Raw genomic sequence first — 25,168 nt, forward strand, 5'->3', positions numbered from 1 at the left:
CACCCATGAGCACGCTAAAAACCTATATTATGAAAGTCGCAAGCGGCGACGCGCTTTCCTTTGACGAAGCGCGCGCCGCCTTCGAAGTCGTGATGTCCGGCGATGCCACACCCAGCCAGATCGGCGGCTTTCTGATGGCCTTGCGGGTACGTGGCGAAACAGTCGACGAGATATCGGGCGCAGTCGCCACGATGCGCGCCAAGATGCTGACCGTCGATGCGCCCGAGAACGCCATCGATATTGTCGGCACCGGCGGTGATGGATCGCACAGCGTCAACATCTCCACAGCCTCTGCCTTTGTCATCGCCGGCTGCGGTATTCCGGTGGCAAAACACGGCAATCGCGGTCTCTCCTCGCAGACAGGCGCGGCCGACGTGCTCGTAGCGCTCGGCGTCAAGATCGAGCTGTCTCCCGCAGAGATTAGCCAGTGCATCCATCAGGCGGGTATCGGATTCATGTTCGCGCCGGCCCACCATCCGGCCATGAAACATGTCGGCCCAACGCGAGTCGAACTCGGCACCCGCACCATCTTCAACCTGCTCGGGCCGCTCTCCAATCCGGCTGGCGTGCGGCGTCAGATGGTTGGCGTCTATGCACCCGAATGGGTGGAGCCTCTGGCGCATACGCTGAAGGCGCTCGGAGCCGAACGCGCCTGGGTTGTCCACGGTGACGGTCTCGACGAAATCACTACCACCGGTGAGACGCGCGTTGCAGAATTGCTTGACGGTTCCATCCGCTCTTTCACCGTCAGTCCTGACGATGTCGGCCTGCCCACCCACACCAGCCAGTCACTCAGGGGCGGCGATGCGGCCTTTAATGCGCGCGCCCTGCGTGACCTGTTGGACGGCGCCCCAGGCGCTTTCCGCGATACGGTGTTGATGAATGCCGGTGCCGGTCTTGTCGTCGCCGGAACGGCAGCAACCCTGCACGAAGGCGCGACCGCAGCCGCCAATGCGATTGACAGCGGTCGAGCAGCAAAAGTTCTTGAGGCTTTGATCACGGTTTCAAACGGCACTAGCTATGTCTGATATTTTATCCCGAATCGAGATCTACAAGCGCCAGGAAATTGAGGCTGCGAAAGCCGCTCTTCCGCTTTCCGAGGTAAAAGCCCGTCTGGCCAACAGGCAGCATCCGCGCGACTTTCTTGCAGCGCTTGAAAGCAAGCAGCGTGCAGGGCAATATGGCCTGATCGCCGAGATCAAAAAAGCGAGCCCTTCCAAAGGGTTGATCCGCACCGATTTCGATCCGCCCGAATTGGCGAAAGCCTACGAAGCGGGCGGAGCGGCATGCCTGTCGGTTCTCACCGACACGCCTTCGTTTCAGGGCGCCCCGAAATTCCTGACAGACGCACGCGCGGCGTGCATGCTTCCGGCGCTGCGTAAGGATTTCATGTTCGACCCCTACCAGATCTATGAAGCCAGGCTGTGGGATGCCGACGCCATTTTGCTGATCATGGCATGCCTTTCGGACGACGCTGCAAAACTGCTTGAAGAAACCGCCTTTGAACTCGACATGGACGTCCTCATCGAGGTTCACGACGAAGCCGAACTTGAGCGCGCGCTAAACCTGTCGTCACCGATGCTCGGCATCAACAACCGCAATCTGCGCACATTCGAGACCAGTCTCGAAACGTCTGAGCGCCTGTCAAAACTGGTTCCGGATGATCGCCTTCTGGTCGGTGAAAGCGGCATTTCCAGCCATTCCGATTGCCAGCGGCTCGCCGCCTGCGGCATCACTACCTTCCTGGTGGGCGAAAGCTTGATGCGCAAGCCTGACGTAGCGGAGGCAACGCGCCAACTGCTGGCCGAACAGGCTGCCTGACACCCATGGCCGACAAACCAGCCCTCTCCCATATTACCGCCACTGGCGAAGCCCATATGGTCGATGTCGGTGCCAAGGCTGACACCGAGCGCACGGCAATAGCCGAGGGCTGCGTGGTAATGCAGCCTGAAACCCTGCGGATGATCCTCGACGGCAATGCCAAAAAGGGCGACGTGCTGGGTACTGCCCGCATAGCCGGCATCATGGCGGCCAAGAAGGCGCATGAACTTATCCCGCTTTGCCACCCGTTGCTGTTGACCAAGGTTAGTGTGGACATCGAGCCGGAAGACACCTTACCCGGCCTGCGCGTCACAGCGCTGGCGCGCGTGACCGGCAAGACCGGTGTCGAGATGGAAGCGCTGACGGCCGCGTCCGTCGCCTGCCTGACCATCTACGACATGGCCAAGGCCGTCGACCGCGCCATGACCATCACCGGCATCCGCGTCGTCGAAAAGACCGGCGGCAAATCCGGTCCCTTTTCCGCCGCCGACAGGGGCGACTGACATGGCGCTGCTGCCTGTCGAGGAAGCGCTGTCCCGACTGCTCTCCGATGTCACGCCGGGCTCTGCAGAATCAGTTACGCTGGCGCAGGCCGCCGGCAGGGTTTTGGCCTTCCCGGTGGCTGCGCTCCGGACGCAGCCCCCCTTTCCCGCCTCGGCGATGGATGGCTATGCGGTGCGCGCCGCAGACGTCGCAACCGTACCGGTAATGCTGCGCCTTATCGGCGAGGCTCCGGCCGGCCACCAGTTCGACGGCTCGGTCGGCCCCGGCGAGGCCGTGCGAATATTCACTGGTGCGCCGGTGCCGCCAGGTGCCGACACCATCCTGATCCAGGAAAATGCTCGTCGCTTTGACAGCGGCACCGTCGAGGCTGTCGAAACAGTCGCCGCAGGCCGTCATATCCGCAAACCCGGGCTTGATTTCGAAACCGGCGATCCGCTGCTCGACGCCGGCCGCAAGCTTGACCCCGCAGCCCTCTCGCTCGCTGCCGCTGCCAACCATGCGCAGCTCGATGTCATCAAGGCTCCGCTCGTTGCTATCATTGCCACCGGCGACGAATTACAGCCGCCCGGCAGCCAGAATGTGAGGCCCGATCAGATCATCGCGTCCAACGGCTTTGGCGTGGCCGCTATCGCCATGGATTGCGGCGCGCGGGTGCTTGACCTTGGCATCGTGCAAGACGACGCCGAAAAGATCGCGGCAGCTTACCACAGGGCCCTGACTGCTGGCGCCGATGTCGTTGTAACTCTGGGCGGCGCATCGGTCGGAGATCACGATCTCATCCATGATGTACTGACAAGCCAAGGGATGACCCTCGATTTCTGGAAGATCGCCATGCGTCCCGGCAAACCCCTGATGTTCGGCCGCCATGGCACGGTGCGAATCATTGGCCTCCCTGGAAATCCGGTGGCCAGTCTCGTCTGCTCGCACCTGTTCCTGAAGCCGCTCCTGCTCAAACTGGGTGGACTGCCTCATGAGCCTGGCTTGCAGTCGGCAGTACTTGCCACGCCCATGGCCGCCAACGACCAGCGCCAGGATTATGTCCGCGCAATCATCTCGGAACAGGATGGCACAAAGGTCGCAACGCCCTTCGCCCTACAGGATTCCTCGATGCTAAAAACGCTGGCTGCCGCCAATGCCCTGATTGTCCGGCCGCCTCACGCACCGGCCGCACCTGTGGGCGAAACCTGTCCCGTGCTGATGTTACGCTGAACAACGTCTGTCAGTATTCATTAAAATTTAAACGGTTGCAGAACACAACTGGAACAGATAGTGTTTGTTCTGGTTTTGTTTTTGATCCGATTCATATCTAGGGGGTCCGCCGCCATGCTCACGCGCAAACAACATGAACTGTTGATGTTCATCCATGAGCGCATGAAAGAAGCAGGCATTCCCCCCTCTTTTGACGAGATGAAGGATGCGCTCGATCTCGCTTCCAAGTCGGGCATACATCGGCTGATCACAGCGTTGGAAGAGCGTGGCTTCATTCGGCGCCTGCCCAATCGGGCGCGTGCCCTGGAGGTGCTGCGCCTGCCTGATTCCATGTCGCCGGGTCTCGCTCCCACCCAGCGCGGATTTTCGCCGAGCGTCATCGAGGGCAGCCTTGGAAAGCGCAGTGAACCGATGCGCAAGCCTGCTGCCAGCAATGATGACGACGCCAATGCCGCAGTATCGATTCCTGTCATGGGCCGCATCGCTGCTGGTGTTCCCATCGACGCCATTCAACACAAGACGCATTCGATTATGGTTCCACCCGAAATGATCTCCGGTGGCGATCATTATGCTTTGGAAGTGCGCGGCGATTCGATGATCGATGCTGGCATTTTCGATGGCGACACGGTCATCATCCGCGATGCCAACACAGCCAATCCGGGCGACATCATTGTCGCGTTGGTTGACGAAGAGGAAGCGACGCTGAAGCGCTTCCGCCGCAAGGGTGCGTCGATTGCGCTGGAAGCAGCCAACCCCGCCTATGAGACACGCATCTTTGGTCCCGACCGGGTCAAGGTCCAGGGTCGCCTTGTCGGCCTCATCCGACGTTATTAGTTAATCAGCCTCGGCATTTTCCGCCTCGCCTTCGGGTTTGCTGCGCATCTTGCGCTGATAGGGCGGATTACCGCGTGCCTCGCGTGAGAAACGGCGTTGCGTGTGCCATGGGCGATAGTGATTTCCGATCGCAAAGGTGACGACCGGCGGGTCGGTGGCGCTCAATAGAATGGCGGCACTGCCATGCGCGGCAAGGTCACGTTTGGTGATGATCTCGACAGGCTGGCCCGGACAGATATTTTTGGCCGTCGCGTCGTCGATCACGATGATCGAGGCGATGGCGCATGCGCCGCGCGCCGCTTTGGCGTCCGCAGCATGCGCGATCACCGCCCCGCTGCCATGGCGCGACATGCACACGCCCGCATCACAAAGGAACGGGATGGCGCCGGGAACCTCGTTTCCGAGGGCCTGATATGGCTCGTTGCGCGGTCGTGTAATGTCGGGCGTATCCAGCGCGCGCTGCCAGTTCTCCATCGCGAAGGCACTCGGGCGATTGCGGTTCACCGCCAGTTCGCCGTCGCCAAGCCGGACGCCGACAAGCCGCGCATCCTCGGAAATCAGCACATCGGGAAGTTGTCGGCTGCTCGCCATGAAAAGACCGACTGCCAGAAAGGGCAGTGCCGTCAGCCTCAACCGTGTCGACGAAAGCGTCGCCAGCACGAGCGCCACGGTCATTACTGCAACCGAACCTGCCGGAATGAGCCCCACCGCATCGATGGGCGAGCGTTCTGAAAACCAGTTTGCGATCGCCAGCATGGCCGACAGCCCCTTCCCCATCACAGCAAACACATAGCCATCAAGACCGAATGGCATCGCCACCATCCCGATTACGGCCGAAGGCATGACAATAGCTGAAACCACTGGCATTGCCGCCAGATTGGCAGCCAGGCTAAGCGGCGATATCCGCTGGAAGTGATAGATGCCGAAAAGCGTCGTCGCTGTTCCGGCGATCAGCGACGTCAGCGCTAACCCACCAGCATAAAATAGCGCCTTGCGGGCCATCCTGTAGGGGAGCGGGAGATGAGCTGTATCAATGGCTGAATGGGTTGGCGTTCGTTGACGCCCCGACCAGGCAGCGTAGCCGCCAATCAGCGCCGCGGTTGCCGCGAAAGACATCTGGAAGCTTGGGCCCATCACCTCATGCGGCGAACGAGCCACCACGAATAGTGCAGCAATGGCCAGATTGCGCATCGTCAGTGCCGCGCGGTCAAACAGAAGTGCCGTCAACATGACGGCCAGCATGATGTAGCTGCGCTCGGCGGCCACTGCAGCACCCGAGACGAACAGATAGGCCGAAATCGCCACGAGTGCGGCGCCGGCTGCAAATTTCTTCACCGGATAGCGCGATGCAAAGCCCGGGAAAAGCGCGAAGATGCCGCGCAGCAATCCCATCACAGTTGCCGCTACCAGCGCCATGTGCAGACCCGAAATAGATAGAATATGCGCCAATCCGGTGCGCCGCATGGCTTCGTTGACCGGTTCGGGAATGCCGCTCCGCACACCCACAACCAGCGCCGCCGCAATCTGTCCCTCCACGCCGCCAATGCCATCGGCGATCCGTGCCGCAAGCCCTTTGCGGGTGTTTTCCACAAAGGTCAGTGCGTTCGTGCGCCACCCCGCTTGTTTAAGCGCACGGACATCCAACTCGGGCCCGATGAGAAAAAACCCGCTCGCGCCGATGCCAGAAAAATAGCTCTGAAACGAAAAGTCATAGCTGCCCGGTCGCACCGGTCCGGTGGGCGGCAGCAGACGAACCACGCCTGCCACCGCCGATCCGGCCTGCAGCCCTTCGGGCATAGCGCGCGCGGTGACCCTGATCCGGTCGGGCGCATAGCGCAGGGTTGGTCGCTCGGTCGCGGCCACATCGATGGTCAGCCGGACCCTGCCGCTTGGCTGCGGTTCTACCAACACCACATGGCCCATGACCCGTGTCGTGATGTCCGAGCCGATAATTTTGGTGCCGGTACGCCATACCTCCAGCTTGGCCGCCAGCACGCCCAGAAGCACGATCAGCGCGATAGTAAGCGCAAGGCGTAGTATTGGCTGCCCGCCAGCCACCAGAGCCAGTGCGGCAAGCGCAAGCACGCTGCTCCACAGTGCATAAAACTCAGGCTCTCCAACCGCTGTAAAATAGGCGATCACCCCAACCGCCAGGAACACGGGGATGAACAGGAAGAAAGTGCCCCTCTCCTCCTCCAGCACCAGATCTGTTTTCAGTGCTGGAACGATACGCCAGACTGAGGACATAGCCGATGGCACAACATCCAGCCGGCCACCGCCTTGTGCATGCGCTGTCGCAGCCGTCTCCAGCGCCGCCGGCTCGGGTCTGGTCGTGGTAGGTGCGGCAGGGACAGGGAAACCGTCGGGCGCAAAAAACGCCCGCTCCTGCGTCTCGGAAATGGCTGCTTCCGCCGTCTCTCGGGCCACGCTTGGCCGCTCCCCTTGCACCCCGGTCTCGCTATGCTACATCAACGCCACAAGAACACCACGGCATTGCCGAACGCGCCCAAAGTCGGTGCGCTGCAAAGGCCACACATCCAGGAACCGTGAAAGAAAAAATGTCTGACACTAAAACGCCCGTCGTCACCCGTTTTGCTCCTTCGCCGACCGGCTATCTTCACATTGGCGGCGCGCGCACTGCGCTGTTCAACTGGCTTTATTCCCAGCACACCAGCGGCAAAATGCTGCTGCGTATTGAAGACACGGACCGGGAACGCTCAAGCGACGCAGCCACCGCCGCTATCCTTGAAGGCCTCTCATGGCTTGGCCTGACTTGGGATGGTGCGCCGATCTCGCAATATGAACGCGCCGCGCGTCACCGCGACGTGGCCGAGGAACTTGTGCGCATGGGTAAGGCCTATTATTGCTATGCCTCGCCCGAAGAACTGACCACCATGCGCGAGACAGCGCGTGCAGAAGGCCGACCGCCGCGCTATGACGGCCGCTGGCGTGACCGTGATCCTTCAGAAGCGCCAGCCGACGTCAAAGGCGCCATCCGGATAAAGGCCCCTCAGGACGGCGAGACCGTGGTGCGTGACAGGGTCCAGGGCGATGTTCGTTTTCCAAACAAGGATCTCGACGATTTCATCATTTTGCGCTCGGACGGCAACCCGACCTACATGCATGCCGTCGTAGTTGACGACCATGATATGGGCGTCACACACATCATCCGCGGCGACGACCATTTGACAAACGCTGCTCGCCAGATCGTTATCTATGATGCGATGGCCTGGGACGTGCCGGTGATGTCGCATATCCCGCTGATCCACGGTGCCGATGGTGCAAAACTGTCGAAGCGTCACGGCGCGCTTGGCGTCGAAGCCTATCGCGCCATGGGCTATCTGCCGGCGGCGCTGATCAACTACCTCGCCCGTCTCGGCTGGAGCCATGGCGATGACGAGGTGATGAGCCTGGACGACATGGTGCGCTGGTTCGAGATCGAGGACGTCAACAAGGGCGCTGCCCGCTTCGATTTCAAAAAGCTGGAAGCGCTGAACGGCGTCCACATGCGCCAGATGGAGCCGGGCGCGCTGCTTGAAAGGCTGGTGGAGACACTGCCCTACCTCGAAGGTGGGCCTGCCATGGCCGATGCATTGACGCCCGAACGGAAGGCGCAGCTTCTGGCCGCTATGCCGGGATTGAAAGAGCGTGCCAAGACGCTGAACGAACTGGTCGAGGGCGCTGGCTTCCTGTTTGCCACCCGTCCACTGGCGCTGGACGATAAGGCGACAGGCCTGCTCGATGCACCCGCCAAGGAAATCCTCAAAGGCGCCAAGGCTGCTCTGGAAAAAGTCGGCGGCGACTGGTCGGCGGCCTCCACAGAAGCTGCCATTCGTGAATTCGCAACAGAATCGGACATCAAGCTTGGCGCGGTGGCCCAGCCTCTGCGCGCCGCACTCACCGGTCGCGGCACGTCACCTGGCGTGTTTGACGTGCTTGCCGTGCTTGGCCAGCAAGAAAGCCTGGAACGCATTGGTGATCAAATCGGTTAACGGTTTGAAGCGACCATTGAAAAGTGGCTGTTGCGGTGCAACATAGGAAACGACACAAACTTGGCAGCCCGCGACAAATGCGCTAGCACCCCAATGCGCAGTCATGCGCCTGTGACGTCCCTGTCGCAGGATTTGCCGACATTTTGGAAACAAGGGAGAGTGCGATGACCGAAGCCGCGAAAAAGATGGACTCCGACGCTCCGGCAACGGCATCGCTCGAATTTGCTGGCAAATCGCACGATTTCAAGGTCCGGCAGGGTACCGTTGGCCCGGATGTGATCGACATCGCTTCGCTTTACCGCGAAACCGGTGCATTCACCTATGATCCGGGCTTTACGTCGACGGCATCGTGCGAATCCGAGATCACTTTTATTGATGGTGATGAGGGCATCTTGCTGCATCGCGGCTACCCTATTGACCAGTTGGCCGAGCACGGCGATTTCCTCGAGGTCTGCTATCTGCTGCTTTATGGCGAACTGCCCACCAAAGCCCAGAAAGAAGATTTTGATTACCGCGTAACGCGTCACACCATGGTTCATGAACAGATGACGCGCTTCTTCACCGGCTTCCGCCGCGATGCGCATCCTATGGCTGTGATGTGCGGTGTTGTTGGAGCGATGTCCGCCTTCTATCACGATTCAACCGACATTTCGGACCCGCATCAGCGTATGGTCGCGTCAATCCGCATGATCGCCAAAATGCCGACCATCGCCTCGATGGCGTTCAAATATCATATCGGCCAGCCCTTCATTTACCCCAAGAACGAGCTGAATTTCGCCGCCAACTTCCTGCACATGTGCTTTGCCGTGCCGTGCGACGATTATAAGGTGAACCCGGTTCTGGCGCGCGCGATGGAACGCATTTTCATCCTGCATGCTGATCATGAGCAGAATGCCTCCACCTCCACTGTGCGGTTGGCCGGATCGTCGGGCGCCAACCCGTTTGCCTGCATCGCAGCGGGAATTGCCTGCCTTTGGGGTCCTGCCCATGGTGGCGCGAACGAGGCCGCTCTCAACATGCTGACCGAAATCGGCACGGTTGACCGCATTCCCGAATTCATTGCCCGCGCCAAGGACAAAAACGATCCGTTCCGCTTGATGGGCTTTGGCCACCGCGTCTACAAGAACTACGATCCGCGCGCAAAAATCATGCAGAAGACCTGCCATGAGGTGCTTGGAGAACTCGGAATCAAAGACGATCCGATGCTCGATATCGCCATGGAGCTGGAGAAGATCGCGCTCACGGACGAATATTTCATCGAGAAAAAACTCTACCCGAACGTCGACTTCTATTCCGGCATCACGTTGAAGGCCCTCGGCTTCCCCACGACCATGTTCACCGTATTGTTTGCGGTCGCGCGCACCGTCGGCTGGATCGCCCAGTGGAAAGAGATGATCGAGGATCCACTTCAGAAGATCGGCCGCCCGCGCCAGCTCTACACCGGCGCTCCAGAGCGTGACTACGTGGCCATCGCCAAGCGCTAGACGCAGGCTAACGGGCCAGCGTCTTTACCATGAATATGCAGCGGCGCGGCACATCCGCGCCCTGCAATTGCACATAGCCAAGCGTTTCATAAAAGCGTAACGCCGAAGAATTTTCCGGCGCGACTTCCAGATAAAGCCCAGGCGACCCGCCTTCCCCCAGGCGCTCCTCCAGAAATCGCATCGCACGACGCCCGATCCCCCGGCCCCGCGCCTGCGGCAGGAGATCGATATGGCCATGTGACGGGTATCGCGTAGCCAGCACTTCAGGCACTGCCAAATCCGGGTGATGTATCCAATGCCGTGCCCAATCACTACCCTCCCAGAGAGATAGCTTATTGCCCGGATCGGTATGCGCCAGCCTCATGCCCGGATACCAGTCGTTTGCAAGCCGCAGATTGAAGGCAACCGAATTCCGCGCCCCGAGCAGATACCCCGCCGGACCGACCGGACCTTCAATGATAAAAGCCAGTTCCGGTTCAAAATGCCGGTAGGGAACGGTGTAGATAAGGCCGAGAAGGTCGGGAGCATCCTCCCTTGCGGAGGCATCGGCACCGGCGTCCCCGGTTTTGAGGCAGATCATTTTCAGCGCCGCATCATCTGCCGCGCTCGCCTGCCTCAGCACATAGCCGTCGCCCAAATCGACAATCATGGTGGCAGCAGCCTGAAATCCTTGCCTTCGGGCAGCAACTGGCCGCCATCCACAACAATGGTTGTGCCGGTGATATAGCTTGCGTCGTCCGACGCCAGAAACAGGAAGGCGTTGGCAATATCGCGCGGACTGCCAAGCCGCCCAAGCGGGATGGCATCCTCCATGTTCTTGATAAAAGCTGCACCCCGATGAAGCTCGATCGCCTCGGTCAAAATATTGCCCGGCTCGACCCCATTCACGGTGATGCCATAGCCTGAAAACTCCAGCGCAGCAGCCCGGATAAAGCCATTGATGCCAGCCTTGCTGGCGGAATAATGCCCGTGACCGGGACTGGTCACATGCGGCCCTGTTATCGAGGAAGTGAATAGCATGCGCCCGCTGCCCTGCGCCTTCATCGGCACGAGTGCTGCGCGCGCTGCATGGAAAGTACCACGCAGATTGACCGCCATGACGCGGTCCCAGTCATCGGAGCTCGTGTTTTCAATCAGCTGCCAGGGATAAATCCCGGCATTCTGGACAAGAATGTCGAGGTGACCGTAGCGCTGCAGTGCCAAGGCAACTGCTGCCTCCGCATCAGCCATTTCGGAAATGTCGGTTTGGATGAATGCTGCACCGCACTCTTCTGCGGCAGCCATGCCTGCGTCCATTTCCGTATCAGCCAGAACCAGTCTGGCGCCTTCCTCGGCAAAGCGCTGCGCTATACCTTTGCCTATGCCTCGGGCGGCGCCGATGATCAGCGCCACCTTGTTGTGCAGACGGTCACTCATGCGAGCCTCTGGCGGATGCTCTGCTTGAACGCGTCAAGCAGGACGGCAGCCAGAACCAGCAGGCCATGGATAACCTGCGTAAAATTGGCCGGAAGCCCCATCAGGTTGATCGCCGTGTTGATGGAGGATAGCAACAGAACACCGGCATAGACACCCGGCAGCGTGCCCACGCCGCCCTTCAGGCTGACGCCACCGATGACGACCGCGGCAAACGCGTTGAACAGCAGGCCGATGCCAAGGTTGGCCGTCGCCCCCGAGGTGCGGATCACCAGCAGCCAGCCCGCCATGCCGGCTATCGCGCCAGCCAAAACAAAGGCAAGAATGAGGTTCCGATTGACCTTGATGCCGGCGCGAAAGGTTGCCGTCTCATTGCCGCCGATCATGGTCAGGTGGCGACCGAAAGGCGTCTTCGCCAGAATAAGAGAAAATGCGATGAAACTGGAAATGGCAATCCAGGCCGTGAGCGGAATTCCCATCAAACGCTGGATACCGAACCACCGGATGGAAGGCGCCAGATCCTGGGCTGATCGCCCACCGGAGATTACCAGCACCAGCCCGCGCACCCAGATGTAGGATGCCAGCGTGATGATAAAGGCGCTCATCTTCATCTTGACGACCAGATAGCCGTTGAAGGCCCCGATCAATCCGCCCACCGCCAACGCCAGTACCAGTGATGCCGGCACCATCAGCCATTGTGGGTACAAAACGACACCCATGCCAATACCGGATGAGCAGAATAGAATACCAACGGTCATGGCGCTCAGCGCCGCCACAGATTCCACCGACAGGTCCATATGGCCGGTGATGATAACGAGCGCCAGCCCGATCGACATGACACCGAGCACGCTTGAGGCCTCAACAATATTGGCGAAAATGCCCAGCTGAAAATAGTTCGGCACAAAAAGCGAAAACACCACCAGCACAAACAGCAGCATGAACCAGACGAGGTTATCGAGAACAAACTCAAGGGCGCGGCGGGTGCGGGGGTTCATCTGTTAAATCCAATGGAAAGGTTTTGGATAAAGCCGTCCTAGGCGCCGCCGAATTCTCTCCCCGCTTGCGCGGGGAGAGAAGAGTTCAGCGGCAAGGTGCGGCTACGTCATTCAGCCGATTTTACCGTGTCGGTCGGAGGCTTGAGATTGCCCCAGAATTTTGGATCATCGACGTTGGATTTATCAATGGCAGCACCGGGAACCTTGATGTTCGGTCCCCATTCTTCGTTGGTCACCACGCCTTTCAGACCAATCACGTCATACTCGCCAGGTTTGATTTCCTGCTTGTTGACGATCTTGTCCATGAACATGGCAACTGCTGCTGCCTGGGCGTAGAGCGGCTGCTCCACCTCGACATTCAACCAGCCCTTGCGGATGAGATCGAGACCAACGGGTGCACCGTTAGAGCTCATCAGCATCACGTCGCCCGGCTTCTTGCCAGCCGATTCCAGAGAGGCAACTGCAGCTACCGAAAGGTGAGCCGCATGGCCGAAGATCAGGTCGATGTCGGGGTTGGCCAGCATCTGGTCGGCAACGATTGTGCCGGCATTGCTGGCTTCCCACTGCATGGCTGGAACGGAGATGATTTTGACTTCCGGAAATTCCGCCATCTTCTCCTCAAAACCCTTCTGGATATCGAGCGTATACGGATCGCCCGGATCGCCCAGAACCTGCAGGATCTTGCCTTTCACGGAGCCGTTTCTGGCAGACAACAGCTTTTCAGCTTGTTCTGCCGCCACGTAGCCGATTTCGATGGTGCCGGCCACCGAAGTGAGGTCGGATTTTGTCGAGGTGATCTGACGGTCAAATTCGACCACCGGGATACCCGCCGCACGTGCTGCCTCAATGGAAGGCTTCAGCGCATTGAAATCCACCGCTGCCAGAATGATTGCGCCGGGTTTGAGCGCGATCACGTCGTTCATCTGGCTTTGCTGCACGTCGGTTTTGTTGTCGGCGTTCAGCGTTTTCATCTCATAGCCAACCTGCTTCAGAAAGAGTTCCAATGCGCTCACCGAGCCGGTCTGAAACTCGTCGAGCAGGGTCGGAACCATGTAGTAGACGACGCCCTTGGTCTGCGCGAATGCCGGCGTGAGCAAGGCAAAGGCCAGTGCCAAAACACCGAAGACAGAAAGAAGTATTCTCCTCATTTTGTCGCTCCTGTTAAGCCGGACCCCTCTTATGACCCCTCACCCGCCGGTCCGGCACCGGCAGGTGTTTCACCGGTAATCATGTTGATCACCGCATCGGGACTTGTTTGATGACGCGCTACATCTCCGGCCACCACGCCCTGGCGGATCACCACGATCCGGTCGGCGACCTGAAATGCCTGCTGCATGATATGCGTGATGATAACGACGCCGATGCCTTGGCTGGCGACGTGGCGGATCATCTCCAGCCCGCGCCGCGTCTGCTCGACGCCAAGTGCGGCGAACGGCTCGTCCAGCAGCACCAGCTTGCCGCCCCAATGGACAAAGCGGTTGAGCTCGATAGCCTGGCGCTGTCCGCCGGAAAGATGCTCGACCTTGGTTCGGAGCGAAGGAATGCGCGTGCCCGCGCTGGAGAGCGCATCGCCCGCCACCTTTTCCATCGCCCGCTCATCCAGCACAGGAATGCCAAGCACTTTTCGGGTTATCTCGCGGCCCATGAAAAAGTTTGCGACGACATCCACATTGGTGCAGAGCGACAGGTCCTGGTAGACAGTCTCGATGCCGGCTGCCTTGGCCTGCGACGGCGATCTGGCCAAAAATTCCTTACCCTCAAACAACATGCGGCCTGAACTCGGCTCCAAACCGCCGGCGATGATTTTCACCAGCGTCGACTTGCCGGCGCCATTGTCGCCCAACAGCGCCACCACCTCGCCCTTGCCGATGGCAAAGCTAATGCCCCTCAGCGCTTCGATGGCGCCGTAGCTTTTGGTGATGTTGTCGAGGACGAGCAGCGGTTCACTCATGCGGCTATCTCCCTGGACTGAACAACAATATCCTTTTCGCGCTCGCGCTCGGCCGCAAACATCTGGCCGAAGCGCGGTGAGAGAACGCCTGAAACCGCAAGTGCTGCGGCCCCACGAAGCACTGCGAATTGTCCGCCCTTTGCAACCAGAACCCGTGGTGTCGTTCGTCCCTTGCGGCTCGCAACCGAATTGAGAAGATTTTTTCTGGCTTCTGCCGCCATCTGGTCCAGCAGCGCCGGCGGTGCCAGCCCGCCAAGAATAATGGTTTCGGGATCCAGCATGTTTTCTATCGTCACGATTGCATTGCACAATATGGGCCCGACGGCCTCTACCCATTGGGCGTCCGAACCGGAAAAGCGGCCACGTGCTTCGAGCGACACATAACGCTCCAGACAGCCGCGATTGCCACACGGACAGATCTCCCCACCAGGAACCATGGGCATGTGGCCCACTTCGCCGGCATTGCCCCAGGCGCCCCGAAGCACGTTACCATCATGCATCAATGCTCCGCCAAGCCCGACGCCGAAATAGAGATAATAATACTGCGCATGCGACGCTCCGAGCCCATAGAGCCGTTCACCCATCGCCGCCGCCACCATGTCGGTCTCGAAAAAAGCAGGGAAACCGGTCGCCGCTGCAAGCCGTTCGCGCAGCGGCACATCCTTCCAGCCAGCCATTGTGGTCGGGCCCACAAAGCTCATGGATTCCACGCCAAAAGGCCCGGGTAGCGCCATACCGACCCCCAAAATGCGACCGCCTTCCCGCAGACCGGTCAACTCCGGAACCATCTTTGCAATAAGCTTGAAAGCATCGTCAGGCTCGATATTGGGCGCTTCGTAATGCCGGCTTTCGATCACGTCGCCGCCCAGATTGACCAGGGCTGCATCAATACCCAACGGTGTCAGGTGCACGCCAACGGCATAGCCGCCCTCCGGATTGAGCGTCAGCGTGGTGGGCGGCAGGCCTCGCCCGCGCGGTTCTTCGCGCGCCGCAAGCACATAACCCTGCTGCTCCAGTTCTCGAACGATGGTGGAAACTGTCTGGACCGTCAGGCCAACCCGCGCTGCAATATCGGCCCGAGCAATCGGCCCATGCAAGCGGATGGCCTCGAGCACGATCCGCCGATTGTATGGCCGCCCGAATTCCTGATTGGTCCCACGTAAAGCCAACGTTGTGCCCCTCCGGCAATCGAAAGGTTGCACAACCGATTTATTCAGTCAAATGGAATTCAAAAATGCCCATGGTTGAAGTTTACCCTTGCCGCGTAGGCGGCTGGACGGCATGTTCCGATGCTGACGCAGGATCATGCAGGCGATAATGCGCCTCGTTTCAATGCCCGGAGATGCGCAATGCTGAACAAGACCGACCTCGCCCCGTGGCAGCCTGAACTTGAAACCGGCGCTGCCTTCACCCCGGCGAGGTCACACGCCATGGCGGATATCGAAACGCCCACCCCGGTCGTTGATCTCGACCGCGTGGATCGCAATTTGCGCACGATGCAGGACTATTGTGATCGGCATGGCATAGCTCTGCGTCCCCACATCAAGACGCACAAGATCCCGGCCTTCGCCCAGCGCCAGCTGGCGCTCGGTGCGCAGGGCATCACCTGCCAAAAACTGACCGAGGCCGAGATCATGGCCGATGCCGGGATCGATGATATTCTGATTTCCTATCCGCTCGTTGGGCAGGGAAAAGCTGCCCGGCTGGCAGCCCTGGCGCCACGCTGCCGGATGACGGTTGCCGTCGACAATCCGCTCGCACTGGCAACTGCTGCCGATGCAGCAAGAATCTCTGGTGCTACGATTGCGGTTTACGTGGAGTTCGACAGTGGCATGGAGCGCACTGGCGTCGTTTCAGTTGCCGAGGCGCTGGCGCTGGCGCAGCAGTTGCAGAGTTGCGAAGGCCTGGCCTTTGCCGGGCTGATGACCTATCCCGCCAGCCAGAAAACTGTCGGCTTCGTTGCCGAGGCCAAAAAGCACTTTGCCGATGCCGGCCTCGACATTCCCCGCATCTCGGGTGGTGGCACGCCAAAAGCTTTCCACACCCACGAACTCGGCTGCATCGACGAACTGCGCGTCGGCACCTACATCTACAATGACCGCGCCACCATAGGTTCGGGTGCAGTCAGCCTGGAGGATTGCGCATTGCATGTTCTGGCGACTGTCATCAGCCGCCCGACGCCTGAGCGCGCCGTCATCGATTGCGGCTCCAAAACCCTGACCAGCGATCCGGCGGGCTCCGGCATCACTGGCTTTGGGGCCATCATCGGATATCCCGATGCCATCATCACCCGCATCAGCGAGGAGCATGGTGTGGTGGATCTCTCCGCCTGCGCCGAGCGCCCGACGTTTGGCGACCGACTGACGATCGTGCCCAATCATGTCTGTCCGGTCGCCAATCTGCACGACCGGATCACGTTGGCGCGCGGCGACAATGTAGTTGGCGAACTTGCGGTTTCGGCGCGCGGCATGACGCGCTGACACGCAATCAGTGAAGCGACGCCTCGATCGGCACCAACGTTTTGCAGCTTTGCCGGTAACCGACCGCAGGCTTCGCCCAGGTCCCGGCCGTCCCCGTTTGCGTCGAAATTCGCAGCACCGTCGCCGCCAATCAATTGCTGACCGCCGAATGATGGCGAAAGCCGCGAACGCTGAGCGAAAAAATGAAACCAGATCGCCCGAAAACCCGTATCATCTGGAAAGGTTGGCAAAAGTCTTGGCCCAACTGTTGACCGAGGAGACTGGTATGCGTCCTGCCGTGCTCTTGATCTGCCTGTCGCTGGCGGCATCCTTGCCGGCACATTCCGGCGAAGCCGAAATCGCCGCCGGGCAGGCTACCATCCAATCGCAGATCGGCGCGTTCCGCTCCGGCGACAACGCCCGCGCCTACAGCTTTGCCGCACCCAATGTACAACGCATCTTCCCCACGCTCGACCGTTTCATGGGCATGGTCACGGGAACCTACCGGCCCGTCTATCAGCCTGACAGCTTTTCCTTCGGCGAGGCGCGCGAGGGTGCGCCGGGCACCATCGCCCAGCAGGTTTTCCTGGTCGGGCCTGACGGCAAGAATTATGAGGCGATCTATACGCTCGAGCTACAACCCGACGGAACTTTTCGCATCACCGGCGTCAGCCTCCGCGGCGCGCAAACGCTTACAATGTAGGCAGGTCGCCGCGCGCCCAGCCATGCGAAATCACCTCGGCCCGAGCGAAAAACTGGCCGGCCTCAATGGCATCGCGTATATCCTGCATCAGCTTCTGGTAGTAAGACAAATTGTTCCAGGTGAGCAGCATGCCGCCGAGCGCCTCACCTGATTTCACCAGATGGTGCAGATAGGCGCGCGAATAGTCGCGCGCGGCGGGGCAATCGCTCTCTTCATCCAGCGGGCGCGAATCCTCGGCATGACGCGCGTTGCGCAGGTTGATTTTCCCGCGTCGGGTGTAAGCTAGTCCATGCCGCCCTGCCCGCGTCGGCATCACGCAATCAAACATATCGATGCCGCGCGCCACTGATTTCAAAATGTCGTCCGGAGTGCCCACACCCATCAGATAGCGCGGCTTTTCCGCCGGCAGTTCGGGACAGGTGACATCCAGCATGTCGAGCATCACCGCCTGCGGTTCGCCAACTGCCAGACCGCCCACCGCATAGCCCTTCAGGTTCATGGCCGACAGTGCCGCCGCCGAACGACGTCTCAGTTCTGGCTTGTCGCCGCCCTGCACAATACCAAACATGGCCTTGCCAGCCTGGGTGCCAAACGCTGTCCTACAGCGTTCGGCCCAGCGCAGCGAAAGCTCCATCGCGCGCTCGATCTCGGTATCCTTGGCTGGCAGGGCCACGCATTCATCCAGCTGCATCTGGATATCGGAGCCGAGCAGCCCCTGGATCTCGATCGAGCGCTCTGGTGTCATCTCATAGGCGGCGCCATCAATATGCGAGCGGAACGTCACGCCCTTTTCGTCGAGTTTTCGAAGCTGCGCCAGCGACATGACTTGAAATCCGCCGCTGTCCGTCAGAATAGGGTGCGGCCAGCGCGCAAATTCATGCAGCCCCCCCAGTCGCGCCAAACGCTCGGCCCCTGGCCGCAACATCAGATGATAGGTGTTGCCCAAAATGATGTCGGCACCCACACCGCGCACCTGGTCCATATACATGGCTTTGACGGTGCCGCCGGTACCCACCGGCATGAAGGCCGGCGTGCGCACAGTACCGCGCGGCATGGAAATCTCACCGCGCCGGGCCAGCCCGTCGGTTGCGGTAACGGAAAACGAAAAATCTTTAGTCATAACCGGGGCAATAGCGTCACAAGCCTGACGTTGCAATCGGGCCTGGTGGCCTCACGGACAATATCCCGCATAGCCACTCACCCGTAGCCGGTCGGCGCGTCAACCCTACTCCTGAACAGCAAGCTTGAATCTCCGTAGGAATAAAACCGATACCCTTGCGAAATTGCATGCGCATAAGCTTCGCGCATTGTGTCCAGTCCGGCAAAGGCCGAGACCAGCATGAACAGTGTTGAACGCGGCAGGTGGAAATTGGTCATCAGAACGTCGACTGAGCGAAACCGGTAACCCGGTGTGATAAAGATGTCTGTCGGGCCGTTCCACGCCGCGATTTGGCCGCTCTCGTCCGCTGCACTTTCCAGAAGCCTGAGAGGGGTGGTCCCGACCGAGACTATCCGCCGACCGTCACGGCGCGCAGCATTCAGCGCCTCGGCCGTGGCTTGCGAAATTTCGCCGGTCTCCGAATGCATCTTGTGGTCGGCGGTGTCATCCGCCTTGACCGGCAGGAATGTGCCAGCACCCACATGCAAGGTTACGAAGTGGCGCTCGATGCCGCGCTGGTCGAGAGCATCCAGAAGGGTCGGCGTAAAGTGCAGCCCCGCGGTCGGCGCTGCCACCGCCCCTTCATCGCGGGCAAAAACGGTTTGATAGTCGGCAAGATCGCGCGCATCGTCGGCACGTTTCGAGGCGATATAGGGTGGCAGTGGTATATGCCCGACAGCGTGCAGCGCCTCGTCGAGGAATGGGCCCGAAACATCGAAGCCGAGCAGAATCTCACCGGCGTCTCGCTTTTCCAGCACCGTTGCATCCAGCGCACCCAGAAAACACGAATTCTGGTCATGGCCAAAATGGATGCGGTCGCCCTCGGCGATGCGCTTGCCTGGCCGCATGAAGGCCAGCCAGCGGTCGGGTGCAACACGCATATGCAGTGTCGCTTCCACCGGTGTCACAGCCTCTCCGCGCCGGCGCATGCCTTGCAGCTGGGCAGGGATGACCTTTGTGTCGTTGAAGACCATCACGTCGCCGGGTTGCAGCAGGTCCGGCAAATCGTGCACCACAGCGCCATCTTGAGGCGATTGGCCCGGGCGCACAACCAGCAGGCGCGCCGCATCGCGCGGTTCGGCGGGCCTCAGCGCAATGCGCTCTTCCGGCAGTTCGAAATCGAAAATATCAACACGCATCAGGTCAGTCGGATCAACAAGGCGCCGGATAGAAGCAGCACCGCGCCCAACATGCGCCCGGCAGAAATCTCGCGCACGGCAACGCCCAGGAAGCCGACCTTGTCGATCAGCATACCGGCGAGGAGCTGACCGGTCACCAGAAATGCCATCAATGCCGCAGCGCCGAGTTTTGGGGTCAAAATGACAGCACTCGTTACATAGCCGGCGCCCAGAATGCCGCCGGCGATAAACAGCCACAGCGCCGGTGCCTTGAAGTCGATGGTCATGTGGTCGAGCCGCACCATCACCAGCGATATGATGCCAAGCACCACAGCACCCGCCAGGAAGGAAAATGCCGCGGCAGCAACCGGCAGGCCAAGTCCGCGTGCGAGTGCGGCATTGACCGGAGCCTGAATAGCGATGAAGGCGCCCGCCAGTATGCCAAGCAGAGACCAGAGGACGCCTGTCATCGCACCAGTCCTCAGGCTGCCTTGGTGTCGGCAGCAACCTTCATCGAAACGATCTTGTCAGGATCGGCAACCGGCTCGCCGCGCTTGATCAGATCCACAAATTCCATGCCGGAAACAACTTGGCCCCAAACCGTGTACTGGCGGTTGAGGAAAGCGGCATCGCCAAAGCAGATGAAGAACTGCGAGTTTGCTGAGTCGGGGCTTTGCGAACGCGCCATCGAACATGTTCCACGGGAGTGGTTCATGTTGGAAAATTCAGCCTTCAGGTCCGGCTTTTCTGAACCGCCCATGCCGGCGCGCGCAGGGGCGAATTCCTTGCCGCCCGACTTGCCGAACTTCACATCGCCGGTCTGTGCCATGAAGCCGTCGATAACGCGGTGGAACACAACACCATCATAGGCACCCTCGCGGGTCAGTTCCTTGATGCGCGCCACATGGCCAGGGGCCAGATCGGGCAGAAGTTCGATCACTACATTGCCCTTGGTGGTTTCCATGAGAAGCGTGTTCTCGGGATCCTTGATTTCGGCCATGGCCAATTCCTTTCTTTTTAAAACATGCGGCCGGGCGTTTTTTCCTGCCCGGCCTTTCCGATAAAAACAGCAGTCTAGTTGTCGGCGGCGATGCGCACCTTGATCATGCGATCCGGGTCACTGACAAGCCCGTTCAGCGCCGGGTCACCCTTTTTGATAGCGTCGACGAGTTCCATCCCACTTTCTACCGTACCGACCACCGTATACTGGCCGTCCAGCGCTGCGGCTGGCGCGAACATGATGAAGAACTGCGAGTTGGCTGAATTGGGATCCTGGGCGCGCGCCATTGCGACGGTACCGCGCACGAAGCGTTCTTTGCTGAATTCAGCTGGCAGATCTGGCAGTTTGGAATCACCCTTACCAGCCATCTCGGCGTTGAAACCATCGGTCATGTTGCCGAATCGCACGTCACCGGTCTGGGCCATAAAGCCGTCGATCACTCGGTGAAAAGCGACATTGTCATAGGCGCCATCGCGCACCAGCTGCTTGATCTGGGCGACGTTTTTTGGAGCGATCGCCGGGTTGAGCGCGATGGTAACGTCGCCGCCCTCCAGCGTGATGATGAGAGTGTTTTCCGCATCCGCCGCAAAGGCCGATTTGCCGACCAAAAGGCTGGTGGCTACGAAAAAGAGCGTGAAAGCGAGCTTCTTCAGCGTCATAGGTATTTCCTGAACTTTTCTACTTTTTTGAGAATCTTATGGCGAGTGCTTCTGCTACCGCATCTGGCACAAAAGGGGTTATATCGCCGCCCATCGATGCGATCTGGCGCACCAATGTGGCCGTAATCGTACGAACTGAGGGACTTGCCGGCAAAAACACCGTCTGCAGATCGGGAGCCATCGTCTCGTTCATGCCGGCCATCTGCATTTCGTAGTCGAGGTCGGTACCGTCGCGCAGCCCGCGGATCATGATCGAGGCGCCATGCTTGCGAGCCGCATCGATCACCAGCCCTTCAAAAGGCACCACGCGGATGCGCGGAGCATCCTTCTTGCCCATTTCGCGCGCCGATCTCTCGATAAACGCAACGCGCTCCTGGAGTGAAAACAAAGGTACTTTGGAAGGCTGGATGCCAATTGCAGCATAGACTGTGTCGGCCACTGCGAGCGCCGCCTTCAGCACGTCCAGATGGCCGTTGGTCAACGGATCAAACGAGCCGGCATAGATGGCGATACGCTCTGTCATGGTTGGCGGTTCTACCGGTCATCGGGACCAAAGGCAATTTGCTATTCTACCCAGAAATTGGGCCAGCGCGCTGCGAGTGAACCGAACATGAACCCGACGCTCACGAAAAGTTCAGCGGCATTTGTGCAAACAGCAGCAAGAAAAATGAAACCCAATCGGCACTTGGCCGTTATTGCAGCAACAGGAGACATCAAAATGATTATTTTCATGCTCGCCGCCGCCATGACCATCGCAATGCTGATCGCCACCGTGTTCGGTATTCATCACGAAGCCCAGAGCGTTCGGATGCGCGACAGCTACGACCGCTTTCCTCCCTTTGGCACCCGCTAAAGCAATTCAGGCCGGATAATCTCCGGCCTGAATTGTTTTGCTATGCCTCCGGGGGCTGATCGTTTGGCTCCGAAGCGTCGACGCTGATCTCTACGCCTTCAGCTTCGGTGTCGATCTCGTCCTCCTCGCTTTGCGGTTCCGAAATCCGCTCTACTGAGACGACTTTCTCTTCCTTCGACGTGTTGAAGATTGTCACGCCCTTGGTCGCGCGGCTGGCAAAGCGAATGCCGTTGACCGGCACGCGGATCACCGTTCCACCATCGGAAACCAGCATGATCTGGTCTTCATTGCCGACCGGGAAGGTTGCCACCAGGCGACCAATTTCCTCTACCTTGGAGACATCGGTGGCGCGGATGCCCTTGCCGCCACGTCCCGTCAGACGGAAATCATATGAAGATGAGCGCTTGCCGTAGCCATATTCGGTTACAGTGAGAACGAACTGCTCATGCTCCTTGAGGATTGCGAAACGCTCATCAGACAGATCGGTTTCCTCGCCAACATCCTCATTGGTGAGCGCAATCTCTTCGTCATCACCCATATCGGCACGGCGTTCTGCGACGGAGCGTTTCAAATAGGCGCCACGTTCGGCTGGCGTTGCCTCAACATGTTCGAGGATGGCCATAGAGATCACGCGGTCACTGTCGCTCATCGAAATCCCGCGCACGCCGACCGAATTGCGGCTCTGGAACACGCGCACATCGCCAACCCTGAAGCGGATGCATTGACCGGTATTGGCGGTCAACAGCACGTCGTCATTGTCGGTGCAGGTTTCGACGCCGAGGATCTCGTCGCCTTCTTCCTCCAGTTTCATCGCAATCTTGCCATTGCGGTTGACCTGGACAAAGTCTGACAACTTGTTGCGGCGCACGGTGCCGCGCGTCGTGGCAAACATCACGTCCAGCTCGCCCCAGCTCTCTTCATCCTCAGGCAATGGCATGATGGTGGTGATGCGCTCGCCCTGCTGCAATTGAAGAAGGTTGATCAGTGCCTTGCCACGCGATTGCGGGCTGCCGATCGGCAACCGCCAGACCTTTTCCTTGTAGACGATGCCGCGCGAGGAGAAGAACAGTACCGGCGTGTGGGTGTTGGCCACGAACAGCCGTGTGACGAAATCCTCATCCTTGGTGGACATGCCGGAGCGGCCCTTACCGCCGCGGCGCTGCGCCCGATACTGCGACAGCGGCACGCGCTTGATATAGCCCGAATGGCTGACGGTCACGACCATGTCCTCGCGCTGGATCAGGTCCTCGTCGTCCATGTCCGCGCCACCTTCGGCCAGCTCGGTACGCCGCTTGGTCCCAAATTCCTCGCGCACAGCGGCAAGCTCGTCCTTGACGATCTGCTGGATGCGCACCCGCGATGACAGGATCTCCAGAAAATTCTTGATCTCAGCCCCGATTGAGTTCAGCTCATCGGCGATTTCATCACGCCCAAGTGCCGTCAGCCTCTGCAGGCGCAGTTCCAGAATGGCGCGCGCCTGTTCTTCGGAGAGATGATAGGTGCCGTCATCGTTGATGCGGTGGCGCGGATCGTCGATCAGGAGGATCAGCGATTCCACATCACGCGCCGGCCAGCGGCGCTCCATCAGCTGTTCGCGCGCCGTCTGCGGATCTGGCGCCTGGCGAATGGTGCGGATCACTTCGTCGATATTGGCGACAGCAATGGCTAGTCCCACCAGCACGTGCGCGCGATCGCGCACCTTGCGCAGCAGGTATTTCGTCCGCCGGCTGATCACGTCCTCGCGAAAGGCGACAAACGCCCTCAGCATGTCGAGCAGTGTCATCACTTCCGGCTTGCCGCCATTCAGCGCCACCACATTGGCACCAAAGGAGGTTTGCAGCGGCGTGTAGCGATAGAGCTGGTTGAGCACGACTTCGGCGACCGCATCGCGCTTCAGCTCGATGACGACGCGATAGCCCTGCCGGTCACTCTCGTCGCGAATATCGGAAATGCCTTCGATGCGCTTGTCGCGCACCAGTTCGGCCATCTTTTCGATCATCGACGATTTGTTGACCTGAAACGGCACTTCCGTGACGATAATCGCCTCGCGGTCGTTACGCATAGGCTCGATGGCGACCTTGCCACGCATCAGGATAGAGCCGCGCCCGGTCGAATAGGCATTGTAAATGCCCGAGCGTCCGAGCACGATGCCACCGGTCGGGAAATCCGGGCCGGGAATATGCTCCATCAGTTCCGGCAGCTCCATCGCCGGATTGTCGATCAGCGCTATGGTGCCGTTGATGATCTCGCCAAGGTTATGCGGCGGAATGTTGGTCGCCATGCCGACGGCAATGCCGCCCGAACCATTGACCAGCAGGTTGGGAAAACGCGCCGGAAGCACTTTTGGCTCTTCGGACGAGGCATCATAGTTTTCCTGGAAATCGACCGTATCCTTGTCGATATCTTCCAGCAGCTCATGCGCCACCTTTGTGAGGCGCGATTCGGTATACCGCATCGCTGCCGGCGGATCGCCATCGATCGAGCCGAAATTGCCTTGCCCGTCGATCAGCGGAACGCGCAGCGACCAGTCCTGCGCCATGCGTACCAGGGCGTCATAGATGGAGGCATCGCCATGTGGATGGTATTTACCCATCACGTCAGCAACGGGGCGCGCCGATTTTACATATTTGCGGTTCCAGTGATAGCCGCTCTCATGCGCCGCAAACAGGATGCGCCGGTGCACAGGCTTTAACCCGTCGCGCACATCTGGCAGAGCACGGCTGACGATGACGCTCATCGCATAATCGAGGTACGAGCGCTGCATCTCCTCGATGATGGAAATAGGCTCGATGCCGTTCGGCCCGTCCTCGGGCCTGCGCGGTGGGTTTTGGTCGGTCAAATCAGGTCACAATCGCAAACGGGAATCACACAGGCCTTATATAGTATCGCATGCCGCTGCTCCAATGCATGAAGCCAGCTTTCCGCAGCTTTTGCTGGTTTTCCAGCGCTCTTTTCGCGCATTATTTCAAAGAGATATCGCGCCAAGCCAAAAAGCCGCACCAGACGCGTCAAAA

General features: G+C 59.7%; 24 protein-coding genes. 10 read left to right on the forward strand and 14 right to left on the reverse strand.

Going from position 1 to position 25,168, the window contains the following annotated elements; genetic code table 11:
- Positions 1-5 precede the first annotated feature (5 nt).
- From trpD to lexA, 5 genes are all read left to right on the forward strand, one after another.
- Positions 6-1,028 carry an anthranilate phosphoribosyltransferase gene (gene trpD, locus GA830_RS14235; RefSeq protein ID WP_195162475.1) on the forward strand — a complete coding sequence of 341 codons (1,023 nt, stop codon included), beginning with the start codon at positions 6-8 and terminating at the stop codon, positions 1,026-1,028.
- Positions 1,021-1,821: an indole-3-glycerol phosphate synthase TrpC gene (gene trpC, locus GA830_RS14240; protein WP_195162476.1), complete on the forward strand. Its 801-nt coding sequence runs from the start codon at positions 1,021-1,023 to the stop codon at positions 1,819-1,821. Before trpD ends, trpC begins: the two co-directional genes overlap by 8 nt.
- Before the next feature lie 5 nt (positions 1,822-1,826).
- Positions 1,827-2,324, forward strand: coding sequence for a cyclic pyranopterin monophosphate synthase MoaC (moaC, locus tag GA830_RS14245; RefSeq protein ID WP_195162477.1), 498 nt, complete (start codon positions 1,827-1,829; stop codon positions 2,322-2,324).
- A 1-nt stretch (position 2,325) separates the two neighbouring features.
- Positions 2,326-3,534: a molybdopterin molybdotransferase MoeA gene (locus GA830_RS14250; RefSeq protein WP_195162478.1), complete on the forward strand. Its 1,209-nt coding sequence runs from the start codon at positions 2,326-2,328 to the stop codon at positions 3,532-3,534.
- A 114-nt stretch (positions 3,535-3,648) separates the two neighbouring features.
- Positions 3,649-4,368, forward strand: coding sequence for a transcriptional repressor LexA (gene lexA, locus GA830_RS14255; protein ID WP_195162479.1), 720 nt, complete (start codon positions 3,649-3,651; stop codon positions 4,366-4,368).
- On the opposite strand, the gene GA830_RS14260 is transcribed toward lexA, so the two are convergent.
- Positions 4,369-6,795, reverse strand: a complete 2,427-nt coding sequence (locus tag GA830_RS14260; protein WP_195162480.1) for a ComEC/Rec2 family competence protein — start codon at positions 6,793-6,795, stop codon at positions 4,369-4,371.
- Positions 6,796-6,926: 131 nt separating this feature from the next.
- On the opposite strand from GA830_RS14260, the gene gltX reads away from it, so the two are divergent.
- On the forward strand, positions 6,927-8,360 hold the full coding sequence (gltX, locus tag GA830_RS14265) for a glutamate--tRNA ligase (RefSeq protein ID WP_195162481.1): 1,434 nt from the start codon (positions 6,927-6,929) through the stop codon (positions 8,358-8,360).
- A 164-nt stretch (positions 8,361-8,524) separates the two neighbouring features.
- Positions 8,525-9,844: a citrate synthase gene (gene gltA / locus GA830_RS14270; RefSeq protein WP_195162482.1), complete on the forward strand. Its 1,320-nt coding sequence runs from the start codon at positions 8,525-8,527 to the stop codon at positions 9,842-9,844.
- A 7-nt stretch (positions 9,845-9,851) separates the two neighbouring features.
- Here gltA and GA830_RS14275 read toward each other — a convergent pair whose 3' ends face one another.
- From GA830_RS14275 to GA830_RS14300, 6 genes are all read right to left on the reverse strand, one after another.
- A complete protein-coding gene (locus tag GA830_RS14275; RefSeq protein ID WP_195162483.1) occupies positions 9,852-10,493 on the reverse strand; it encodes a GNAT family N-acetyltransferase in 642 nt (213 codons plus the stop codon).
- Positions 10,490-11,260 carry an SDR family oxidoreductase gene (locus GA830_RS14280; protein ID WP_195162484.1) on the reverse strand — a complete coding sequence of 257 codons (771 nt, stop codon included), beginning with the start codon at positions 11,258-11,260 and terminating at the stop codon, positions 10,490-10,492. The genes GA830_RS14275 and GA830_RS14280 overlap by 4 nt, the downstream gene beginning before the upstream one ends.
- On the reverse strand, positions 11,257-12,252 hold the full coding sequence (locus GA830_RS14285; RefSeq protein ID WP_195162485.1) for an ABC transporter permease: 996 nt from the start codon (positions 12,250-12,252) through the stop codon (positions 11,257-11,259). The genes GA830_RS14280 and GA830_RS14285 overlap by 4 nt, the downstream gene beginning before the upstream one ends.
- A 107-nt stretch (positions 12,253-12,359) precedes the next feature.
- Positions 12,360-13,400 carry a sugar ABC transporter substrate-binding protein gene (locus GA830_RS14290; protein ID WP_195162486.1) on the reverse strand — a complete coding sequence of 347 codons (1,041 nt, stop codon included), beginning with the start codon at positions 13,398-13,400 and terminating at the stop codon, positions 12,360-12,362.
- Between the two features lie 29 nt (positions 13,401-13,429).
- Entirely contained in the window at positions 13,430-14,203 is a 774-nt protein-coding gene (locus GA830_RS14295; RefSeq protein ID WP_195162487.1) for an ATP-binding cassette domain-containing protein, read from the reverse strand.
- Positions 14,200-15,372, reverse strand: coding sequence for an ROK family transcriptional regulator (locus GA830_RS14300; protein WP_195162488.1), 1,173 nt, complete (start codon positions 15,370-15,372; stop codon positions 14,200-14,202). The genes GA830_RS14295 and GA830_RS14300 overlap by 4 nt, the downstream gene beginning before the upstream one ends.
- A 180-nt stretch (positions 15,373-15,552) precedes the next feature.
- Between GA830_RS14300 and GA830_RS14305 the strand changes: the two genes are divergently transcribed.
- Positions 15,553-16,683 (forward strand): alanine racemase, encoded by a 1,131-nt coding sequence (locus GA830_RS14305; RefSeq protein WP_374939272.1) that lies wholly within the window; start codon positions 15,553-15,555, stop codon positions 16,681-16,683.
- A gap of 265 nt (positions 16,684-16,948) precedes the next feature.
- Complete coding sequence (locus GA830_RS14310; protein WP_195162489.1) at positions 16,949-17,365, forward strand: DUF4864 domain-containing protein; 417 nt, start codon at positions 16,949-16,951, stop codon at positions 17,363-17,365.
- Here the strand turns inward: GA830_RS14310 and tgt are convergent.
- The 6 genes from tgt to coaD all read right to left on the reverse strand — a co-directional run bounded on the left by tgt (position 17,355) and on the right by coaD (position 21,824).
- A complete protein-coding gene (gene tgt / locus GA830_RS14315; RefSeq protein ID WP_195162490.1) occupies positions 17,355-18,485 on the reverse strand; it encodes a tRNA guanosine(34) transglycosylase Tgt in 1,131 nt (376 codons plus the stop codon). The genes GA830_RS14310 and tgt overlap by 11 nt on opposite strands.
- A 77-nt stretch (positions 18,486-18,562) precedes the next feature.
- A complete protein-coding gene (gene queA, locus GA830_RS14320) occupies positions 18,563-19,663 on the reverse strand; it encodes a tRNA preQ1(34) S-adenosylmethionine ribosyltransferase-isomerase QueA (RefSeq protein WP_195162491.1) in 1,101 nt (366 codons plus the stop codon).
- Complete coding sequence (locus GA830_RS14325) at positions 19,663-20,112, reverse strand: DMT family transporter (RefSeq protein WP_195162492.1); 450 nt, start codon at positions 20,110-20,112, stop codon at positions 19,663-19,665. Before GA830_RS14325 ends, queA begins: the two co-directional genes overlap by 1 nt.
- A gap of 11 nt (positions 20,113-20,123) precedes the next feature.
- Positions 20,124-20,642: a peptidylprolyl isomerase gene (locus tag GA830_RS14330; protein ID WP_195162493.1), complete on the reverse strand. Its 519-nt coding sequence runs from the start codon at positions 20,640-20,642 to the stop codon at positions 20,124-20,126.
- A 74-nt stretch (positions 20,643-20,716) separates the two neighbouring features.
- Entirely contained in the window at positions 20,717-21,301 is a 585-nt protein-coding gene (locus tag GA830_RS14335) for a peptidylprolyl isomerase (protein ID WP_195162494.1), read from the reverse strand.
- A gap of 19 nt (positions 21,302-21,320) precedes the next feature.
- Positions 21,321-21,824, reverse strand: coding sequence for a pantetheine-phosphate adenylyltransferase (gene coaD, locus GA830_RS14340; RefSeq protein WP_195162495.1), 504 nt, complete (start codon positions 21,822-21,824; stop codon positions 21,321-21,323).
- Between the two features lie 87 nt (positions 21,825-21,911).
- On the opposite strand from coaD, the gene GA830_RS14345 reads away from it, so the two are divergent.
- Positions 21,912-22,154 (forward strand): hypothetical protein, encoded by a 243-nt coding sequence (locus tag GA830_RS14345; RefSeq protein ID WP_195165039.1) that lies wholly within the window; start codon positions 21,912-21,914, stop codon positions 22,152-22,154.
- Positions 22,155-22,194: 40 nt separating this feature from the next.
- On the opposite strand, the gene gyrA is transcribed toward GA830_RS14345, so the two are convergent.
- Entirely contained in the window at positions 22,195-24,993 is a 2,799-nt protein-coding gene (gene gyrA / locus GA830_RS14350) for a DNA gyrase subunit A (protein ID WP_195162496.1), read from the reverse strand.
- Positions 24,994-25,168: the final 175 nt, after the last annotated feature.

This window comes from Mesorhizobium sp. NBSH29 (genome assembly GCF_015500055.1).
Lineage (GTDB): Bacteria > Pseudomonadota > Alphaproteobacteria > Rhizobiales > Rhizobiaceae > Neomesorhizobium.

Bases quoted from the DNA above. Each gene is read 5' to 3' on its own strand.
- GA830_RS14335 (WP_195162494.1), bottom strand. From the start codon at position 21,301: ATGACGCTGAAGAAGCTCGCTTTCACGCTCTTTTTCGTAGCCACCAGC.
- coaD (WP_195162495.1), bottom strand. From the start codon at position 21,824: ATGACAGAGCGTATCGCCATCTATGCCGGCTCGTTTGATCCGTTGACC.
- gltX (WP_195162481.1), top strand. From the start codon at position 6,927: ATGTCTGACACTAAAACGCCCGTCGTCACCCGTTTTGCTCCTTCGCCG.
- GA830_RS14345 (WP_195165039.1), top strand. From the start codon at position 21,912: ATGAACCCGACGCTCACGAAAAGTTCAGCGGCATTTGTGCAAACAGCA.
- GA830_RS14275 (WP_195162483.1), bottom strand. From the start codon at position 10,493: ATGATTGTCGATTTGGGCGACGGCTATGTGCTGAGGCAGGCGAGCGCG.
- moaC (WP_195162477.1), top strand. From the start codon at position 1,827: ATGGCCGACAAACCAGCCCTCTCCCATATTACCGCCACTGGCGAAGCC.
- tgt (WP_195162490.1), bottom strand. From the start codon at position 18,485: ATGACTAAAGATTTTTCGTTTTCCGTTACCGCAACCGACGGGCTGGCC.
- GA830_RS14325 (WP_195162492.1), bottom strand. From the start codon at position 20,112: ATGACAGGCGTCCTCTGGTCTCTGCTTGGCATACTGGCGGGCGCCTTC.
- queA (WP_195162491.1), bottom strand. From the start codon at position 19,663: ATGCGTGTTGATATTTTCGATTTCGAACTGCCGGAAGAGCGCATTGCG.
- gltA (WP_195162482.1), top strand. From the start codon at position 8,525: ATGACCGAAGCCGCGAAAAAGATGGACTCCGACGCTCCGGCAACGGCA.
- trpC (WP_195162476.1), top strand. From the start codon at position 1,021: ATGTCTGATATTTTATCCCGAATCGAGATCTACAAGCGCCAGGAAATT.
- GA830_RS14250 (WP_195162478.1), top strand. From the start codon at position 2,326: ATGGCGCTGCTGCCTGTCGAGGAAGCGCTGTCCCGACTGCTCTCCGAT.
- trpD (WP_195162475.1), top strand. From the start codon at position 6: ATGAGCACGCTAAAAACCTATATTATGAAAGTCGCAAGCGGCGACGCG.
- GA830_RS14330 (WP_195162493.1), bottom strand. From the start codon at position 20,642: ATGGCCGAAATCAAGGATCCCGAGAACACGCTTCTCATGGAAACCACC.
- GA830_RS14280 (WP_195162484.1), bottom strand. From the start codon at position 11,260: ATGAGTGACCGTCTGCACAACAAGGTGGCGCTGATCATCGGCGCCGCC.
- lexA (WP_195162479.1), top strand. From the start codon at position 3,649: ATGCTCACGCGCAAACAACATGAACTGTTGATGTTCATCCATGAGCGC.
- GA830_RS14285 (WP_195162485.1), bottom strand. From the start codon at position 12,252: ATGAACCCCCGCACCCGCCGCGCCCTTGAGTTTGTTCTCGATAACCTC.
- GA830_RS14295 (WP_195162487.1), bottom strand. From the start codon at position 14,203: ATGAGTGAACCGCTGCTCGTCCTCGACAACATCACCAAAAGCTACGGC.
- GA830_RS14305 (WP_374939272.1), top strand. From the start codon at position 15,553: ATGCTGAACAAGACCGACCTCGCCCCGTGGCAGCCTGAACTTGAAACC.
- GA830_RS14290 (WP_195162486.1), bottom strand. From the start codon at position 13,400: ATGAGGAGAATACTTCTTTCTGTCTTCGGTGTTTTGGCACTGGCCTTT.
- GA830_RS14310 (WP_195162489.1), top strand. From the start codon at position 16,949: ATGCGTCCTGCCGTGCTCTTGATCTGCCTGTCGCTGGCGGCATCCTTG.